This window comes from Sphingobium sp. SA2 (assembly GCF_032227065.1).
GTDB lineage: Bacteria > Pseudomonadota > Alphaproteobacteria > Sphingomonadales > Sphingomonadaceae > Sphingobium.
The window spans coordinates 139835-155960 of record NZ_JAPMXX010000002.1; the positions used below are offsets into that span (position 1 = coordinate 139835).

General features: G+C 65.8%; 21 protein-coding genes and 1 pseudogene. 3 read left to right on the top strand and 19 right to left on the bottom strand.

The window, feature by feature from the left end:
* Positions 1 to 84: 84 nt before the first annotated feature.
* Genes OVY48_RS06545 through OVY48_RS06570 form a run of 6 tightly spaced genes read right to left on the bottom strand, consistent with a single transcriptional unit; the run spans position 85 to position 3876 of the window.
* The gene (locus OVY48_RS06545; RefSeq protein ID WP_313922194.1) at positions 85 to 465 is read right to left on the bottom strand and encodes a hypothetical protein; all 381 of its coding nucleotides are present in this window, start codon (positions 463 to 465) and stop codon (positions 85 to 87) included.
* A 1-nt stretch (position 466) separates the two neighbouring features.
* On the bottom strand, positions 467 to 1282 hold the full coding sequence (locus OVY48_RS06550; protein ID WP_313922195.1) for a hypothetical protein: 816 nt from the start codon (positions 1280 to 1282) through the stop codon (positions 467 to 469).
* Positions 1283 to 1301: 19 nt separating this feature from the next.
* A complete protein-coding gene (locus tag OVY48_RS06555; RefSeq protein WP_313922196.1) occupies positions 1302 to 1625 on the bottom strand; it encodes a transposase in 324 nt (107 codons plus the stop codon).
* Positions 1622 to 2758, bottom strand: a complete 1137-nt coding sequence (locus OVY48_RS06560; protein WP_313922197.1) for a phosphoadenosine phosphosulfate reductase family protein — start codon at positions 2756 to 2758, stop codon at positions 1622 to 1624. Before OVY48_RS06560 ends, OVY48_RS06555 begins: the two co-directional genes overlap by 4 nt.
* Entirely contained in the window at positions 2755 to 3219 is a 465-nt protein-coding gene (locus OVY48_RS06565; RefSeq protein WP_313922199.1) for a hypothetical protein, read from the bottom strand. The genes OVY48_RS06560 and OVY48_RS06565 overlap by 4 nt, the downstream gene beginning before the upstream one ends.
* 12 nt (positions 3220 to 3231) lie before the next feature.
* Positions 3232 to 3876: a hypothetical protein gene (locus OVY48_RS06570; protein WP_313922201.1), complete on the bottom strand. Its 645-nt coding sequence runs from the start codon at positions 3874 to 3876 to the stop codon at positions 3232 to 3234.
* A 175-nt stretch (positions 3877 to 4051) separates the two neighbouring features.
* Here OVY48_RS06570 and OVY48_RS06575 point away from each other — a divergent pair, with 175 nt between their 5' ends.
* Complete coding sequence (locus tag OVY48_RS06575; RefSeq protein ID WP_313922202.1) at positions 4052 to 4744, top strand: hypothetical protein; 693 nt, start codon at positions 4052 to 4054, stop codon at positions 4742 to 4744.
* Here the strand turns inward: OVY48_RS06575 and OVY48_RS06580 are convergent.
* From OVY48_RS06580 to OVY48_RS06595, 4 genes are all read right to left on the bottom strand, one after another.
* Positions 4741 to 5241, bottom strand: coding sequence for a hypothetical protein (locus tag OVY48_RS06580; RefSeq protein ID WP_313922203.1), 501 nt, complete (start codon positions 5239 to 5241; stop codon positions 4741 to 4743). The genes OVY48_RS06575 and OVY48_RS06580 overlap by 4 nt on opposite strands.
* A 72-nt stretch (positions 5242 to 5313) precedes the next feature.
* Entirely contained in the window at positions 5314 to 5577 is a 264-nt protein-coding gene (locus OVY48_RS06585; protein ID WP_313922204.1) for a hypothetical protein, read from the bottom strand.
* Entirely contained in the window at positions 5574 to 8012 is a 2439-nt protein-coding gene (locus tag OVY48_RS06590; RefSeq protein WP_313922206.1) for a DNA cytosine methyltransferase, read from the bottom strand. The genes OVY48_RS06585 and OVY48_RS06590 overlap by 4 nt, the downstream gene beginning before the upstream one ends.
* A gap of 73 nt (positions 8013 to 8085) precedes the next feature.
* Positions 8086 to 9096 (bottom strand): hypothetical protein, encoded by a 1011-nt coding sequence (locus OVY48_RS06595; protein WP_313922208.1) that lies wholly within the window; start codon positions 9094 to 9096, stop codon positions 8086 to 8088.
* Between the two features lie 86 nt (positions 9097 to 9182).
* Here OVY48_RS06595 and OVY48_RS06600 point away from each other — a divergent pair, with 86 nt between their 5' ends.
* Positions 9183 to 9668, top strand: coding sequence for a hypothetical protein (locus OVY48_RS06600; RefSeq protein ID WP_313922209.1), 486 nt, complete (start codon positions 9183 to 9185; stop codon positions 9666 to 9668).
* Positions 9669 to 9708: 40 nt separating this feature from the next.
* Here the strand turns inward: OVY48_RS06600 and OVY48_RS06605 are convergent, their stop codons facing one another.
* The 8 genes and pseudogenes from OVY48_RS06605 to OVY48_RS06640 all read right to left on the bottom strand — a co-directional run bounded on the left by OVY48_RS06605 (position 9709) and on the right by OVY48_RS06640 (position 14752).
* A complete protein-coding gene (locus OVY48_RS06605) occupies positions 9709 to 10215 on the bottom strand; it encodes a thermonuclease family protein (protein ID WP_313922211.1) in 507 nt (168 codons plus the stop codon).
* A 241-nt stretch (positions 10216 to 10456) separates the two neighbouring features.
* Positions 10457 to 11065: a DUF6927 domain-containing protein gene (locus tag OVY48_RS06610; RefSeq protein WP_313922213.1), complete on the bottom strand. Its 609-nt coding sequence runs from the start codon at positions 11063 to 11065 to the stop codon at positions 10457 to 10459.
* A gap of 31 nt (positions 11066 to 11096) precedes the next feature.
* On the bottom strand, positions 11097 to 11414 hold the full coding sequence (locus tag OVY48_RS06615; protein WP_313922214.1) for a hypothetical protein: 318 nt from the start codon (positions 11412 to 11414) through the stop codon (positions 11097 to 11099).
* Positions 11415 to 11425: 11 nt separating this feature from the next.
* Positions 11426 to 11674: pseudogene (locus OVY48_RS06620) on the bottom strand (zincin-like metallopeptidase domain-containing protein); the annotation flags it as partial.
* A gap of 378 nt (positions 11675 to 12052) precedes the next feature.
* A complete protein-coding gene (locus OVY48_RS06625) occupies positions 12053 to 13402 on the bottom strand; it encodes a dihydrolipoyl dehydrogenase family protein (RefSeq protein ID WP_016744716.1) in 1350 nt (449 codons plus the stop codon).
* Entirely contained in the window at positions 13384 to 14163 is a 780-nt protein-coding gene (gene merB, locus OVY48_RS06630) for an organomercurial lyase (protein ID WP_021224338.1), read from the bottom strand. Before merB ends, OVY48_RS06625 begins: the two co-directional genes overlap by 19 nt.
* A 12-nt stretch (positions 14164 to 14175) precedes the next feature.
* On the bottom strand, positions 14176 to 14400 hold the full coding sequence (locus OVY48_RS06635; RefSeq protein WP_021224337.1) for a GDCCVxC domain-containing (seleno)protein: 225 nt from the start codon (positions 14398 to 14400) through the stop codon (positions 14176 to 14178).
* Positions 14393 to 14752 carry a hypothetical protein gene (locus tag OVY48_RS06640; protein WP_021224336.1) on the bottom strand — a complete coding sequence of 120 codons (360 nt, stop codon included), beginning with the start codon at positions 14750 to 14752 and terminating at the stop codon, positions 14393 to 14395. The genes OVY48_RS06635 and OVY48_RS06640 overlap by 8 nt, the downstream gene beginning before the upstream one ends.
* Before the next feature lie 74 nt (positions 14753 to 14826).
* Here OVY48_RS06640 and OVY48_RS06645 point away from each other — a divergent pair, with 74 nt between their 5' ends.
* Complete coding sequence (locus OVY48_RS06645) at positions 14827 to 15243, top strand: MerR family transcriptional regulator (protein WP_016744720.1); 417 nt, start codon at positions 14827 to 14829, stop codon at positions 15241 to 15243.
* 3 nt (positions 15244 to 15246) lie between these two features.
* On the opposite strand, the gene OVY48_RS06650 is transcribed toward OVY48_RS06645, so the two are convergent.
* Positions 15247 to 16110, bottom strand: coding sequence for an ArdC family protein (locus OVY48_RS06650; protein ID WP_016744721.1), 864 nt, complete (start codon positions 16108 to 16110; stop codon positions 15247 to 15249).
* Positions 16111 to 16126 lie beyond the last annotated feature (16 nt).

Below are 16126 nucleotides of genomic sequence, written 5' to 3' on the forward strand. Positions count from 1 at the left end.
GACGACGATCGGATCGGTGTGCATCGGGAGGGCCTCGGCTCTTGAGAACGGCATGTCGCCGCACTCCCAAGCCCTCTCTCCTCCTCAATCCGGCGTGCCGGGTTCGCCCAGAAGCACGACGGCGATCGACGGCTTGTCGATGACGTCGAGCTTGCGGCTGTCGAAGACCCGGCGGCCGCCTTGTCCGATTGTGAGCATGTCGAAGATCGGAGACTGGCCGCCGTTCGCGTTCGGAATCGTCGCACCTTGATCGTGATATTGAATATCAACGAAGCTCGGCGCCGCGCCGCGGCGATACTCGCCGAAGAAGAATGTGATGCGGCGTCCATCCGACGTCCTGGCGCTGATCGTGAAGTTCCCGTCGGGAATGTCGATCGGCAACGTCGGGACGTCGTTAAACCGGGCGAAGCCGATGCTCTCGGCATCGGCCGCGGTCATGACGGGCAGGCGCGTGATGTCGGACATGTCAGATTTCCTCCGGTGACATAAAGAGCGGAAGGGTTGGATGAGCGAGCGGGAGCGTTTTCGGGTAGGGCAGGCGCGGCAGGGCGCGCCCGCGCCGCCGCGCTTCGCGCGTAAGTTCGAAACAATAGGCGAACAGTCCGGCTTGCTGGTGGCGAACGAGGTAACGGTCGCGTTGAAGCCGCCAGAGCCAGCTTGGCGGATCCTCGCCGATCGCCGGCCTCGGGAGTCCGAGCGAGACCAGCTGGTCGATCGCACCGGTGTGCCCTTGCTCGCCCAGCCGTATCTTCGACAGGGTTCGGCCCGAGATCGTGACATCGCCGGCGCGCAGCACAAATCGCGGTCTGGTGACTGCCCGATGGGCGGCGGACAGCGCGCAGTAGACACGACCGATATGCCCCGCGCCGGGATCGCTGTATGAGACCACGGCCTCGATGCCGGGCCGCTCGCGGCGAAGATGGCGGAAGGCGCGCGCGACAAAGAAGCTCTCGCCATTCTGTGGAACCGCGTCGGTGAGGATGAGGCGCGCGAGAACGCAGCCGCGGCTCGGATCGTCAAAGCCGGTATGGCGGACGATGACGGCGTTGGTGGTCGGGACGGCAAAGACGGCGACGCCTTCGAGCGCGGCGTTGCGGCCGAACAGGCCGATGGCGATCTGAGCGGCCGGATAGCTCGGCAGATAGTGATGCTTGGCGATGAATGTGCGCGCGGCGGCATGGGCGATGACGTCGACGGCGTAGTTTTTGGGGTCGATCACGGTGAGATCGCGCGCCCACAGGGCGCGACGCTCGCGCCATCGCTGGCTGCGGGTCGTTTCCATGTTGGAGATTCCTCGAAATCTAGAGAAGACGGAGCTGATCCGCGTGACTGTCGATCACGGCCTCGACGAAGGGCGCGGCACCGGCCTGGTCGGCGCAGGGGAAGAGTTCGTGGCCGGTGAAGAGCTGGAATGTGCCGTCGAGCTCCATCGCGCAGAGCCAGCGCTGGCACCCACCGATCTCGACCGTGGCCAGCGGAACGCAGCGGCTTCCACCAAAGGGACGGGGCTGAAGCGGATCGCCCGGAAAACCGGCCAGCGTCCAGAAGCGCCATCCAAGCGGTGCTTCCCGGTCGACATCGGCGGTGATCGCCAGCCCCCCCACTTCGGCGCGAATCCGGGTCATTTTCGGCGCTTTCTGGCGCCGATCGCCATCAATTCCCGGAATCTCTCCACAATGGATATTTCGGTCGGGAAGCGTTCGGCGAGCCCGTGCCTGGACAGAATAGGACGGCGCGCAGCCAGGATGGCCGACGCTTCGGCTGCGGTCGGAAGGCGCGGTGGCCAACCTTTTACATAGCGTAGACCGGAGGGCATCGCCGCCTCGATGCGCCGGCGTTCGGCCTGGTCGGCTTTGGCGCGGACGATATCGGTGTTTAGGCCGCGGGACAGCAAGTGCGGCGCGACGTCGGCAAGCCAGCGCGAGGGCTGGAATGGAAAGGTCGAACGCGCCTCGATCCCGACCAGCTCGCGGTAGACGGCGGTATTGGGCGGGGCCGCGGCCGATGCCTGCAAGTCGTGCAGCGACGCGAAGATGCAGTAACGGCACGACAGTCTGGTGGCCCGCCAGACCGAATAGGCTTCGTGAAGCAAGAGACCGAGTATGTCGTGGGCGCGGAAGACGTCGGCCGTGGTCCAATCGACGATCGGATGCCAGAGCGACATGGCCGTACCATGGCGATTGCCCGGCGGGGCAAAGCGCGTGTCGGCCTTGGCGACAGGCGTTTGGGTGCGGTTGTGGCTTTCGTCCCGGCGAATGCCGACAACCGAGATCACCTGCTCGCCGCGCAATGCGCGCGCGATGGCCGGACCGATCGTAGCGATCTTCATCTCGCTCTGGCAGAATTTAAGCGAAGCGGAGGACCAGGGTCCGATGAGATTGTAGGTTTCGAGGGCCTCGTAGCGCCGCTTGCCGCTTTCGAACCGTTGGATCCAGCGATCGACAAGGTCTCCGGCCGCGCGGCGCACGACGGTCAGCGGAACGCCGGCGGCGGCAGCGATCGCCTCGACCGTCGCCGGTGTCGAATCCCATTCGGCCCGTCCGAGGTCGGCATGGATGGCCATGCGGCGCTGGCGCGGATGGCCGACAAGGTCGAGGTAGAAATTGACGGCCGCCATCGCCGCCGTCGAATCCTTACCGCCGGACAGGTTGAACACGACCCAGGCGCCTGCTTGCAGCGTAGCGATGACATCGGGCGTGATCGCGATCTCGGGCAGCGCACAGATGCCGAGAGGCTGGCGGAGATCTGGAACGGTCATGCCGCCCGCTTTCCGAATTGATCGACGCCAAGCGTGTCCGCGGTCAGATCTTCGATATGAGCGGCAAGCGCCTGGTAGCGGCCGGTGAGATCGCCGACGCTGGTGTAGATCGCGGCGTCGTCGGGATTTGCCGGGACCCGGAGCAGGACTGGCAGGATAACAGCTGTGATCTCCGGATAGAGTTTGCGAACGATGATGGCTTCGATGCGCTTGGCGACCCGATCAATCGCGCGGCCCTGCTCATGGCGGGCCGGACCTGGTCGCAGTCCGAGGTGTGCCATGGGAGCGATGACTTCGCGCAGACGGGCGAGGTGGTCGCCGGCGCGGCCGTGGCCGAAGTTCGTTCGGTAAGATATGAGCGACTGACGCTCGGGGGACAGCTGGTCGAACGGGATGTACAGACGATACGCAAAGTATGGATGGTGCCCCGCCGCACGGGTTCGCGTTGCTATGATCTGCATGGCGGTCTCCGATCATGCGAACAGGCGCGACGGCTCCGCCGCGGGAATGGTGAGACCGAGTTCGCGTTGCAGACGCGCCGCAAAGCGGTCGGGTGCGAGAAGGTCGCGGACCGAGGCCCAGCGATTTCGGTCGCCGAAATGGTCGCCGCGCCCTTTCACCTTGCGGTATGCGATCTCGTGGTCGGGGCCGAAGACTCCGAGCGAGAGGCGGACCCAGACCTCCTCGCCGTGGAGCGTGATGTCGCCCGAGACGGCCGGTCCACCCTTGTCGGAGCGGACATCGTAGGTCCCTTCCGCAAGGCTCAACGCCTCGGCCAGGCGGCGCAGCGCGGCGCGGCCTTCGGAATGAAAGACGCGCTTCGCCGGTTCATCATAGGCGACACCGCGATAGGCGAGCGTCTTGAGTGCGGGGTGCCGGCGGATCTCGGCGATCGCATCAAGGCATGCGCGTCGCAAAACCAGATCGGCCGGCTCGGCCTCGCATACTCTGGCAAGCCGGCGCGCCAGCAACACCACTGCCGGGTCACTTTCGAAGTCCTTGCCGGCGTTGCGACAGTCGGTGATGGCGGCCTGGATGGCGTGAAGCGTGGCGCCGATCGTGGTCAGGGCGCTGGGTTCGAGCGCTTGTTGATAGCGCATCGTGATGTCGTACGGCATGGGCGAAACCTCCGGTCTCGAGCACTTCTTCGCTCGACCGGCTCGCTCCCCCTCCTCTTTCCCTTCGGTCACAGGTGCCCGGCCTGGGACGCGGCGACGTCAGACCCTCGCCAGGCAGTGGTCAGCAATGGTTAACGGGGTTACGCTAGATTTGTCCAAAATGGAGGAGAACGCCTTGGGCATCGACATCATGGAATGCCTGCGGGCCGGTGTGACGGATCTCCGTCTGCCTGGGGCCACGATGGCCGGCTTCGAGAATGAGCGGCAGGCCGGCCCCAGCTCGACCGGGGTGATGTCGGTTATCGGACCCATTCAGGTCGATCTGTTCGTCGCGGCCGCGAGCGCGATCGCCATAAAACGGGTCGAATTGCGGCCGTCCGAACAGGTCGATGTCGAGACAAGATATGTTCTGGCGCAGCCTTGGCGGTTTGATGGCATGGTGGACGCAGTGCGTTGCCGGCGAGACGGATTACGGGACGAGCGTGTCCAACTGACTCGGATTCACATCCCCGGCCTGCCGGATATGTATAGCATGATCGAGGGCTGCCACCGGGCGTTCGCGGCGCGCGAATCCGGCGATCTGGTCATGGCGGCGGATGTTCAGGCAGCGATATTCTGCGACGTATCGGCCTTCTGTATCGAGGGCCGCGTGCTTATGCGCGAGATGGACGGCAAGCGTTCGCCAGTATCGCCGACGCACGCCTTCGGATCGCTCCTCGCTCCCGATGACGCAGTTCTGACGCTCGACATCATTTATGTCCTGCAGGCGCTCGGGATTCGTATCTTTCCGGCGCAGCGCAAAGCGAGGCTCGACATGAGCGTTGGCAAGACCGTCACAGCGGCGTCGCTGCAACAGAATTTGGTTTAACCCGCTTCGCCGTCGGCGGTGGTCGCCTGATCCAGCAAGATCCGGACTGCGCGTTTCAGGCCTTCGTCCCCGGTCTCGTTGACGATCTCGACAGCGGGCTTCCTGGCCTTGATGGCAGCGATGACGTGTGCAGCGGGCCGCTTCTTCAGCGGGTAGGTGTAGACCTTCCCGTCTTCGATGGTGATGATCCTGGCGCGCAGTTGCCGGCGGAGCATCTTGATGTTCTCGGACTCGTCCATCAGCCGGGCGACTTCATGTTCGAGATCGGGCTCCAGCTCGGTTCCCTGAAAGACCGGCACGGGGCGGTTAGCCTTCAGCCAGGCATTGACCTCGGCCTCGGTGATCGACCCGACCTGATGATAGTCGTCCATGCCACCGTGCCCGCGATTGCTGGCGCGGAAGGCCAGCCTGCCGTCGATCCAGATCTCGGCGGTGTAGCACGGCGTTTCCTCGGAGAGCTCCTGGATGATTTTGAGCTTTCGCAATTCGATCAGCATGACGGGGTCTCCATGGTTGGGGCCACAATGTCCTCGGCCTCGGAGCGGACGAGAGATTCAACAGTGGAGTGATCAGCGGCGCCTGCGGCCCGGAGCCGGCCCGATCGCGCGAGCGATATGGCCGGCATAAACACCGCACGCAGCCCAATAGGCTGCGACCGGCGGCTTCCGGCTGAGCCAGCTTTTTTCGGCCCGTTGGCGTGCGTCATGCTGGATATCGAGAAGCACAGCCTGCAGGGCGTGCCGTGCCGCGGGATCGAGCGCGCGGAGGCTGGCCACCGACGGCAGAGCAAGGATGGGGTTGCGAACCTCGGCCCGGTTCGAGCGACCGGTCATTGGAGCTGGCCCATGATCGAGCGCATGTCGAACGCGTCCATGTCGAAAGCGGCCTGGCGATTGTCGACCACGAGCGCGAGCGCGCCGGGCTTCACCCAGATTTCGCTCGCCGAGAGCGTGAAGGTCGCGCCTTCGGCCGCGAGCAGGAGCGCTTCGCCGATCGTCTCGGCGATCCCCTGTGCCGATGGCGGAGGAACAGCATTACCGGTCCATTCGCGTTTCGTGGCGTCGGAACCGCCTTCGAGCTGGAAGCCGAAGCCGGCGGCCAGCACTTCATCAAAGGATTTGCAACGATCGAGAATGTGCTGCGGGAACGACTGCTCGGGGTCGAATAGCCCCTGGATCGAGGCCAGCTCCATCGAGGTGAAGGGTCTGTGCCAGGTTTCGTCGAGGGCGATGATGCGCGCGACCAGTCGGTCCTCCGGGTTGGGAAGGACGATTGGTGCGTCGTCGATCGGCACCTCGCGCGGTTCGGCCACCGACCATGGCCCATTGTTGTTCTTGGCGAATGCCGGCACTGCGCCCGTCGGCATCGACCAGTCGGCGACACCATAGTGGCGCTGCGTCACATACGAGTCCCGGTCGGGTCGCATGAGACAGGCCGGCCTCGGGTCGGCGACCGACAGCGCACCCGATCCAACGCGATCCGATGTCGTGATCACGGGTGACGGCGACGACGCCGGTACGACGCGCATCTTGTTGTGGTGCTGACCAAGGCTGGTGCCGGCGTATTTCGGATCGGCGACGACGAAGGCGCCCATGCCGGTGGTACTGGCGCCGATGACGGCGTTGGCGACCATATCGTAGCCGGTGACGCGGTACTTGCCGTTCACATGACGGCCGACCGGCGCGCGCGGGTCGGCAACCGACAGTCCTCCTGCAGGTCCGCCGGGGCCCGCGACCGCCGGCGACGGATCCTTGAAGCCAACGATGCGATAGGTGTTGTTGAAACGGGGGCGGCCGTTAATGCGCGGGTCGGCCACCGAGTTGGGCCCCGATCCGACCCACATGTTCGCCGTGACGACGCCTGCAGGCTGGAGCCAGGTCTTGACCCCGCATTGGACGCTGGCGGGATGGCCATCGATGCGTGGATCGGCAACGCAATGCGCGCCGCTGGTCGGCCTGGATGAGCCGGTGACGACGCCCTTCGTTGTATCCCAGCCCAGGACGCCGAGGATGTAGCGGTGCGTCGCCAATCCATAGGCCGGGCGAGGATCTGCAATGGAGAAGGCCCCGTTCGTGGGTCCGCTTTTACCCTGAATGACGCCGGACGCGTCGCGCCAGCGGACGACACCAAGCGTGCTGTCGCGATCACGCTCGCGATAACGAGGGTCGGCGACCGAGTAGCTGCCATTGGTTGGCAGCCCGCGCGAGCTGATGACGCCGACCGTCCCGGACCATGGATTGACGCCCAGGAAGCCCGAACCCTCACGGCTCGAGATTGCCCGCGGATCGGCGACCGAAAAGCGCCCCTGCCCCGGCGCCCGCGCGCTCGTGATGAGTGGACCGCGATCGTCCCACCGGCAGACGCCATAGGCGTTGTCGCGCAGCGCCAGCTCCGGGATGATCCCATAGTCGCGCAGCATGCCGTTCTCGACGACGAGGCGGTTGAGCGAGCGCCAGTCTTTGCCGGGCTCGACGAAAGCGAGGCGGACCCAGGTCTTCCACTGCAGCGCCGGGACACGGTGCATCACGCCAGCGCGGGGATCGCCTGGAAGCGGCAGTTTGCCGATGACCTCGCCGACACCGCGGAGGCGGTGTTCGCGGGGTTGGTAGATGTAGTTGGGGAGCTTCTCGGGAAAGCGGGCAATCAGCAGGAAGCGCTTGCGGCTTTGGGCCAGATTGCCGATCACGCCGCAATCGTGCGTGTCCTCGTTGACGCTGTAGCCGAACGAGCGGAGCAGCGCTTCGATCTGGTTGAGGAGCCACCGGCCACGGGTGGCGATGCGCGGGACATTCTCGAAGATGATCGCAGCGACGGGATCGTCACGATAGGCCTCGAGGAGCAGCCAGATGCCGCGCAGCGTGAGGGCGTTGAGCGCCTGATATTTGTCGGTCAGGCTGATCGACTGCGACAGCAGGCTGCTGAAGCCCTTGCACGGGAAGCTTGCAAAGGCGACATCGAGATGGCCGAACACCTCGCGGATGTCGTCGGGAACGGCCTCTCGCCAATCCGGGCCGGGATCGCGTCCGTGAAAGGCGCGATATTGGTCGCGGCTGAACAGGTCCATGACCGTGCCCTTCACGCCGGTCATATGTTCGAAGTTGGCGATCGCGCCGGGATCTACGTCGATGCCTCCCGCACATTCGAAGCGGCCACGCATGTTGCCGACGCGCGGATTCGCCATGTTGAAGCCTTTGGCGCCGGCACCGATCCCGCAGGCGAGATGTCCGTGACGAAAGACGCGTTCGGAGGTGATGGCAGTCTGCAGCATGGGGAGCTCCTCGGCGCTGGGAAGCGGCTTCGACCCGCCCCTTCATCAGCCCTCGAATCCCCCCTCCCCTCGCTCAGGCGGCGAAGCCGTCCCGGTAGATGTCGGCCGCCCACTGCTCGATCCACGGTGCGATCAATTCGTCATGGTCGAGTTCCCCAGCCTCGATCAGCTCGCGAATTTCGGCGCGCGCTTGCGCTATCGCGGCCTCCCAAGGGTCGCAGGGACCGCGATCAGGTGGCTGGGTTTGGCACTGGGGAAGCTGCAGAGGCCGCGCGGCGAGGCGCGTGCGCTGCACAGAAACCCAATTTTCCATGTGATCGGCGACGAGGGTGTCGGTCTTCGAAATGCCGCGGCGGAAAGCGGTGCGGCGTGCGTCGATGCCGTAAGCCTGGCTATCGATCGACGCGATGCGTCGGCCATAGGGAAGGAGGAAGGGGAGTGCTGCGCCTTTGACGCCGAAGGCGTGGAGGCGGACGCACGAGGGTAATATGCGGTCGAGATGATCGATCACGGCGATCAAACCTTCAGGACCATGGACGTCCCGTCGGCACATGCTCCCGACACCAAGGGGCGAACCCGGACGAAGCGAGGCCCACAGCGCGTCGACGCAGCGCTCATAGTCATCTGGTCGGCGGCCTTGGATCACGGGCATCATGGTGTCGGCAATGCCGAAATCCTCGGCCAGCCGCCGGCAGTCTCGATTGGCGCGGATCGTCCGCGACAGGCGATCGACGACCTCTTCGCGATCGCGGGCGATCTCGGGCTCGACACAATAGTCGGCGCTCGCCCACCACCGGAAGGGATAGGCCGCCGCCAACGCGACATAGTCGGGTATCGTCCAGGGAAAGCCGCCATACCGCGATGCCGCAACGAAACCGGCGGAGTCGAGGCAGAGCCCGGCCAGACCGCGCGCGTTCGACAGCTGCCCCAGCCGCCAACCTGCCCACTCGCGCCAGCCTCGCCTGCTGGACCAGTGCGAGAGCGCGTTCGCCGAGATGAGCGCGGTCTGCTGCAAGGCGCATGCGCGCGTCAAGATCGGGCCCTCGTTCAGATGCGGCAGGCCGATGATGATTTCGAGCGACATCGAGATTTCCCTCCGTCTGAGGCATCGCGCGGGTCACTTGACCGTCAGGCATGTTCACGGTACGTTCCGAGCGCAGGAGATTTGCGATGAAGAAGACCGCTTTCCACGATCGTTTTGATCTCGACATCACGCTGCGCGACGCGGCCCTGGACGCCGAGAACCGGCCGACCCGCCGGATGATCGCGAACGCGGCGATCGGCATGCACGTCGAGGATGCCTATTATTCGGTGCGCGAGCTGCGCGAAGCGGTCAGCTGGGTTCATGAGGGCGTGCCCGCTGGTAAGCAGAAGCTCGCGCAGATCCTCGCCAATGACGGCGCCGACGATTTTCAGCGCTGCATCTATTTTTGCCTCGCGGGTCGCGGTGTGGTCGCGATGCTCGACGACCTCGAGTGGCTCGAAGATCTGCTGGAGCGGCGCGGTCGGGTTGCCGGCGAGGTGATGCGGCTGAGAGGTTCGCGCATGCCGCTCACCAATCCTTATGTGGCCGATGCGCCCGATGGGCCACTGGTGCGGATGGACGGGGATTTCGAGCAGGGTCCATCCTGGTGGGCGGACCCGACGCTGGTCTGAATATGCCCGGGCGTCGGACGATCGTTCGGCGTGCCGAGCGTCAGTGCTCGCACTGTAGCCGGTCGCCGCGGCGCCAGCGCTCTGGTTCGAGCCAACGGCCGGTCAACGCCCCTGCCCCGCTCGCCTTGGCTTGGACGAACGCTGCGTGGTAGCGCGCCGCCCGAGCTGGATCGTCGCGCAAATATCCGGCCTCGGGGATAGCCAAACCCGCGCGGATCAATCGCTCGCCCAGATCCTGGCCATCGACCGTCACCACCGCGACGGGTCGGCCATAGGTGCTGTTCGGCGTAAGGCGAATGACCGCCGTTCTCGAGCGCAAGGCGTTGGCGGCGAAATCCTGCGCCGCCTTTCCGCACTGCCAGCAGCCGCTTGCCCGCTCACAAAGTTGCCGGCGCTCGAAAGCGTCCACCCCGAGCAACCGGAAATCGACAGCCACGGTATCACCGTCGAGCGCGCGGGCCTTGGCTTCGAACGCCTGGTGGCTGGAGGGATTGGGCGAGGCGCTGTACGAGGCGAAGGCGAGCGCTACCAGCAGGATCGATCGCATCAGGATACCATCTCCACCTCGACATGATCCCCGAGCGAGGGAGCCGTGCAGACACGAAAAGGCTGCAACGGATTGCAGGTTCGCACGATGCTGATCCTGCCGGACTGCGCGTCGAACAGGCGGGAGGCGACACGATTTGCGTTTTCGCGGCTGCACAGCAGCAGCCGTTTGGGCGAAAGGCCCGGTCTTTGGGCGAGCATGATGGATCCCTCTTCAGACTGCATGATACCGGCAGAACAGCTCAGGCAAAGAGCGTCTTGTGCACCTTGGTCCTCGGAACGACGTCCCAAGCCAGGTCCATGAAGCGGCTTATGCGATATCGGCAATGCCCCTCCGGATCGCGGAAGCTCAGCTTGCGGCCACGCTTCTGGACGATGAACTCATCACCGACATGACCATCCGTGAAGGTGATCGCGGCAGCGAGTTTGATGCGATCGCCGTCTTCGATCTTGCGAGCCCGCCGCTTGAGATTTTCGGCACAGCGGCGGCGCCAGTCGAGCGCATATTCGCTCTGTGTCGGGGTGAGGAGATCAAGGATGTTCTGCGGACAATTATCCTCATAGGGACCCATCGATTCCGACATGTCCTTGTAACCGAACTGTTCGCCGGTCTTGCTATGGGGATTCCACAGCACCTTGCAGATGATAGCGAAAACTTCGCCACCGACACCGTTCGTGATGACCTGCGCGGCGGCGTAATAGGTACGGTTCTGGAGACAGGATGAGGCCAGCACCTTGAGGCCGGCGGTGCCGCCCTCGACATCGCGGCTATAGGTGAACTGGTCGTCGAGATAAGCCTTGGCGGTGGCATGACCGCCCATCGCGTGCCGCGACATCGTGAGCCAGCCCATGGCGGGTCTCCTTCATCGGTTTGAGTTTGGCCTACCAGTCGAAGGTAGGCAGGTCGGGAATTGGTTCGCAGTCTCGGTCGAACTGGACCCATTCTGCGCCGGCGGCCTCGACGAATTCGAGGCAGGCCTGCAGTGAGGCTGGCATCGCGGGGCGGCCGGAAGACTTCACCCAGACGAACCAGCCATATTCCTGCCAACGCTCCGCGACGATCATCCCTTGCCAGATGTCTGGGTTCCTGATCGCGGCAAGCGGCAGCGGAAATTGGATGAACGCGTCGAGTTCCCGGGCTGTGCTCTCATCGACGTGAGCCGTCGAGAGACAGGCGAGGATCTTGGTTTCGAGTGACATGATGGGCTCCCTCAAGCGGCTTGGGCGAGAGTGTCGGCGGTGTCGCTCGCCGGATCGTGTGTTTCCTCGACGGCAGTCCCCTCGCTGAAGGACAGCAGATAGTTGAAGGCCTGCTCGGCCTTGGACGCGGCGTGGATGATGGCGGTTTTGTCCCCTCGGAGGATGCCGAGCCAATGCGCGACATAGCTAGCGTGGCTGTCGTGGAGTTCGTTCGGGAGGCCGAGTTGCGCGCAGACGAGCCCGCTGCCGATCTCGGCGACATATCCTGACAGTCCAGCCCAAAATGGCGGTTGGAAGGTGAAAACCATCGGTTGCCTCCAGCACTGCCCAAAAGCCCCATGGCCTCCCCCGAGGCGGGGGTGGGCGGCGAGAGCGACCGGAGAGGCCTGCTGAAGCGGCGGGCTGCACCCGCAGGGGCGAAATGAAATGGAGCAGCCCGGCGAAGCCGAGGCTTGCAGCGCGCCGCGGCGGGCCTAGCAGGGAGCGCCGACCACTCCCGCATCGAGGGAGAGGCCAAAAAATCGGAGCCGCCGCGCAAGCGGCGTCCGCTTAATGGCGGGCGACAGCCCGCATCGACATGCATCGCGAAGCGGCCGATCGCGCGAGGGATCGGCCGCCATGGCAGTGGCGCTCGTGCGTTAAGTCAGCATGTAGCCGACGTCGGAGGCGCCGGTCGGATAGGCGAACATGGTGGAGCGAAGATCGGCCGCGGTGAGGCCGTGGCGGATTGCCAGACCGAAAACGTTGATTACCTCGTCGGCGTTCGGCCCCACGAGATGCGCGCCGAGGATGAGGTCCGTGTCCTCGTCGATCAGCAGCTTATGGCCGTAGACCGGCTCGGCGAGGCGGCGGGCGGTGAACCAGTCTGGCGTCGAGGCTGCGTTGACCCGGAGCGCGACGCCGCCGCGGCGCGCCGCCTCCTCTGACAGTCCGACGGCGGCGATCGGCGGCAGAGTGAAGGCCACGCTCGGCACGCCGCGATAGTCCGGCTGGTGCGTCGGGCCATCCAGGAGGTTGGCGGCAACTACCTTGGCATCGTGGCTGGACACCGGCGTCAGCCGCGGTCCGACTCCGGCAGCGTCGCCGGCGGCATAGACCCGCGGGTTGGAAATGCTCCGCAGATGCGCGTCGAGCTGCAGGCGCCCGTCCTGCACGGCCACCTCGCCGGCGGACAGGTCGAGCGCCTTGAGGTCAGGACCGCGCCCGGCGGCATGAACGACGAGATCGGCGGCGACGCTGAGATCAGGCTCGCCCTGGCGCTCGGCGTGGACCAGCAGACCGCTCCCGCTGCGCTCGACCCGGGTAACGGTGGCACCGGTCTCGACGCGGATGCCGAGCGCCTCGAACCGGGGCGTCAGCCAGCCCACCAGGTCGGGATCGAAGTGCGGCAGGAGCCGCTCGGCCCGCTGTAGGATGGTGACCTCTGCGCCCGCTCGGGCCGCCAGATGCGAGAACTCCGCAGCGACATAGCCGCCGCCGATCAGCACGATCCGGCGCGGCAGGGCCTGAAGCTCCAGGAACGCATCGCTTGTGCTCACCAGATCTTCGCCCGGAATGCCGAGCGGGACTGGACGCGCGCCGCTGGCGATCAGGATATGGCGGGCCCGCAATGTCCGGCCTTCCACCACGATCGTGTCTGGGCCGGCAAAGCGAGCAACACCGTGTAATGCGTCGACACCGAGCTCGGCGTAGCGGTGCGCCTGCTTGGCGGGGATCGGATCGGTGAAGGTCCGCTTGAACGCCATCAGGTCGGGCCAGTCGATCGCCAGCGTGCCGTCGACGCCATGTCTGGCCATGCGCCTTGCCGCGTCGATCGCTTCCTCGCCGCTGACCAGCATCCTCTTGGGATCGCAGCCACGCAGCGCACAGGTGCCGCCGAACGGACGGTGATCGATGACGGCGACGGACCATCCAGCGGCACGGACCCGGCCGACCGCGACCTGCGCTGCCGTGCCACTGCCGATGACGATCAGGTCGTAGGAAGCCATGGTCGCATCTCCATCCGCATCGGCGCAAAAATCGCGCGCCCAACCTCGAGCGCTTCGGCCAGGCACAGACGAATGCCGTCATCGGCTCCGACCGGACCGCTCGCGCACCAGGCCGCCAGATGATCGTCATCGCAGAAGAAGGCCTGCAAGGTGCAGAGCGACGATGCCGCGCAGCCACTGGCATAGCGACGGCCGGACCAGACGACGATCGCGCCCGGCTCAACCTCTTCCAGCTCGCGGCCGCGGCTGGGGGTATGGATGGCGAGCGTGCGCCGGCACTGGCGGCAGGCCGAGCGGATCATGCAGTCCCGCTCCAGCATGGCGCCGATCCCCAACGCGTCGATGGCGCACATGGCGCTCATGGTCACTCCGCTGACTTCGACTTGATGTTCGCTGGGGCCGTCGGTGAACGGATAGGCGCCGGTCACCCGGCCCGCGCCGTCGAGGACCACGAGATCGCGCCCGGCGAGCCGCTGCAGGGCCGAGCCGACCTCGCCGGAGGGGAGTCCCGATGCGGCGGCGATCTGTGCCGGCACCGGCGAGCGACCATCGGCAGCATAGGCTTGAAGCACGGCGCGCCGGACCCGCTCCTCGACGCCGTCCATCCCGCGCCACTTCGAACCGATGAACGCCGCGAACAGTGCCGTCAGGGCTGCGCGGGCGCTGGGTGTTGTGACTGCGCTCCAGTCCGGGACAACGGCACCGCCGGGAAATGTAACCGTCGATCCAAAGGCGGCTTCAGCGGATGATGCGCGCGCCATCGCCCGCCCTCCTCAGCCGCAGCACGCCTTGCCGCCGCTCTCCTGGATCGGCGGACAGGGCACGTCGCCGTAGGAGCAATAGACGCAGCAATCGCCCGGCTTGGGCTTGAGGACCGCGCCGCAACCCCGGCAGTCGTAGAAATACTGGCAGGCATTGGTCGGCATGGTCTCCGTCGCCCGATGACCGCAGTGGGGACAGGTCAGCGTCGAGCGCAGCTCGGGGGTGGCATCAGACATAGCGATAGCCTGCCCAGAGCAGGGCCGCACCGAGCAGCAATCCGATGAGCGTGAGAACACGCATCCAGCGCGGCGTGCATATGCCGCCCGGCCCACAGCGCGCCGCCGTAACTTGCTGGCGCAACAGCAGCGCCGCGCCGGCAAGCAGGCACAATGCGCCAATGAGGAGAAGCGGCGTGCGATACGGCGCGGCGACAATGGCCACGCCGCCGAGCCAAGCTGCGCCGATCCCGGCGGATGCGAAGAGGATCGGCAGCGCACAGCAGGCGGCGACGCCGAACGCCGCAGCGATCCCCGCCAGCGTGAGCGTGGCGGTGCCGATCCCCTTAGGCGGGCTTGGCGTCTGGGTCACGGGCGACTCCTTGTGGCGGGCATTGAGCTATCCTAACATCTGTAGCGACTACAGACTCAAGAGGTATTTTGGGGATGGCCGCAACCGGCGCGATCCAGATCGGCGAACTCTCACGCCGCACCGGATGCAACATCGAGACGATCCGCTATTACGAGCGGATCGGGCTGCTGCCCGCTCCGCCGCGGCGGGGCCGCTACCGCAGCTATGGCCGGGAGGACGTGGCTCGCCTGGGCTTCGTGCGCCGCGCGAGGGAGCTGGGCTTTACCCTGGACGAGGTACGCGCCTTGCTCGGACTCGCGGTTGGCGGTCAGGCCTCCTGCGCCGAGGTGCGCGAGCTCGCGGCGTCGCACCTGAAGGACGTACGCGCGCGGATCGCGGACCTCAAGCGGATGGAACGGGTTCTGGCCGACTCGGTGCGCGCCTGCGATGCCGGTCGGGATCCGGGCTGTCCGCTGCTCGACACACTTGGCGCCGAAGTGCGGGTCGCGTGAGCATTACGGCTGTCGGGCGTGCATCCAGTCGGCTGCCGCCTGCGCCTTGCTCGCCGCGGTGAAGATCGCCCGAGGCTCGTCCTTGAGCAGTTGCAGCCAGGAGGCGATGTAGGCCGCATGATCGGGTCGCGGTTCGTGCGCGATCCCGAGATCGGCAAGCAGGAACGATGCGGTCAGCTCGGCGGTTGCTTCCTCCATCGCGAGCGCGTGCCTGGTCCACTTGGCGCTGAAATCCCGGTCGAGCCGATGGACTGCGCCACTGGCATGAGCCGCTTCGTGAATGTGGGTGGCATAGAAGCCGTGGGCGTCGTGGAAGGCGCTGAAATCCGGCAAGTGGATGCGGTCTTCGGCGATGTGATAATAGGCACTGGCCGAGCCGTAGACGGTATCGATGCCGAGCGCGGCGATGAAGGCTTCGGCGGCGGCGAGGCGTTCGCTCTCGGGCAGGACCGGCCCCGGTTCGGGCGCATAGCCATCGACCTGATCGGCGTTGAACAGGCTGAATGCCTTGGCGAAAAGCCGTCGGTGGTCGTCATCGTCGCCGGCGTCATCGCCCTTCGCGCGAAACTCCTTCCAGAGGACGCCGAGGCTGGCGTGCTCGCCCTTGCGGACCTGCGCGCCGAGCGCCTGCCACTGGCGATAGGTGCCCCAGACCCCGCTCGCATAGCCGCTGCCATAGGCGGCCGCCCAGAGCGAGACCGTATTTATGCCGCGATAGGGCTTGCCGCTGGCGACGTTGGTCGGGCGGGTGACGTCGGCGCCAGAATGATGCCACGGCATGCGCCAGGTGCCGGTGCCGGCTTCGATCGCGGCGACGATCGCGTCGGTGACGCGCGCATAGACGTCTGAGCGTGGTGAGGCTGACATGATCTGTTCTCCGTTC

Bases quoted from the DNA above. Each gene is read 5' to 3' on its own strand.
- OVY48_RS06565 (WP_313922199.1), bottom strand. From the start codon at position 3,219: ATGCAGATCATAGCAACGCGAACCCGTGCGGCGGGGCACCATCCATAC.
- OVY48_RS06610 (WP_313922213.1), bottom strand. From the start codon at position 11,065: ATGGGCTGGCTCACGATGTCGCGGCACGCGATGGGCGGTCATGCCACC.
- OVY48_RS06545 (WP_313922194.1), bottom strand. From the start codon at position 465: ATGTCCGACATCACGCGCCTGCCCGTCATGACCGCGGCCGATGCCGAG.
- OVY48_RS06550 (WP_313922195.1), bottom strand. From the start codon at position 1,282: ATGGAAACGACCCGCAGCCAGCGATGGCGCGAGCGTCGCGCCCTGTGG.
- merB (WP_021224338.1), bottom strand. From the start codon at position 14,163: ATGGCGCGCGCATCATCCGCTGAAGCCGCCTTTGGATCGACGGTTACA.
- OVY48_RS06580 (WP_313922203.1), bottom strand. From the start codon at position 5,241: ATGCTGATCGAATTGCGAAAGCTCAAAATCATCCAGGAGCTCTCCGAG.
- OVY48_RS06625 (WP_016744716.1), bottom strand. From the start codon at position 13,402: ATGGCTTCCTACGACCTGATCGTCATCGGCAGTGGCACGGCAGCGCAG.
- OVY48_RS06600 (WP_313922209.1), top strand. From the start codon at position 9,183: ATGAAGAAGACCGCTTTCCACGATCGTTTTGATCTCGACATCACGCTG.
- OVY48_RS06635 (WP_021224337.1), bottom strand. From the start codon at position 14,400: ATGTCTGATGCCACCCCCGAGCTGCGCTCGACGCTGACCTGTCCCCAC.
- OVY48_RS06555 (WP_313922196.1), bottom strand. From the start codon at position 1,625: ATGACCCGGATTCGCGCCGAAGTGGGGGGGCTGGCGATCACCGCCGAT.
- OVY48_RS06605 (WP_313922211.1), bottom strand. From the start codon at position 10,215: ATGCGATCGATCCTGCTGGTAGCGCTCGCCTTCGCCTCGTACAGCGCC.
- OVY48_RS06570 (WP_313922201.1), bottom strand. From the start codon at position 3,876: ATGCCGTACGACATCACGATGCGCTATCAACAAGCGCTCGAACCCAGC.
- OVY48_RS06560 (WP_313922197.1), bottom strand. From the start codon at position 2,758: ATGACCGTTCCAGATCTCCGCCAGCCTCTCGGCATCTGTGCGCTGCCC.
- OVY48_RS06645 (WP_016744720.1), top strand. From the start codon at position 14,827: ATGGCCGCAACCGGCGCGATCCAGATCGGCGAACTCTCACGCCGCACC.
- OVY48_RS06590 (WP_313922206.1), bottom strand. From the start codon at position 8,012: ATGCTGCAGACTGCCATCACCTCCGAACGCGTCTTTCGTCACGGACAT.
- OVY48_RS06585 (WP_313922204.1), bottom strand. From the start codon at position 5,577: ATGACCGGTCGCTCGAACCGGGCCGAGGTTCGCAACCCCATCCTTGCT.
- OVY48_RS06650 (WP_016744721.1), bottom strand. From the start codon at position 16,110: ATGTCAGCCTCACCACGCTCAGACGTCTATGCGCGCGTCACCGACGCG.
- OVY48_RS06615 (WP_313922214.1), bottom strand. From the start codon at position 11,414: ATGTCACTCGAAACCAAGATCCTCGCCTGTCTCTCGACGGCTCACGTC.
- OVY48_RS06595 (WP_313922208.1), bottom strand. From the start codon at position 9,096: ATGTCGCTCGAAATCATCATCGGCCTGCCGCATCTGAACGAGGGCCCG.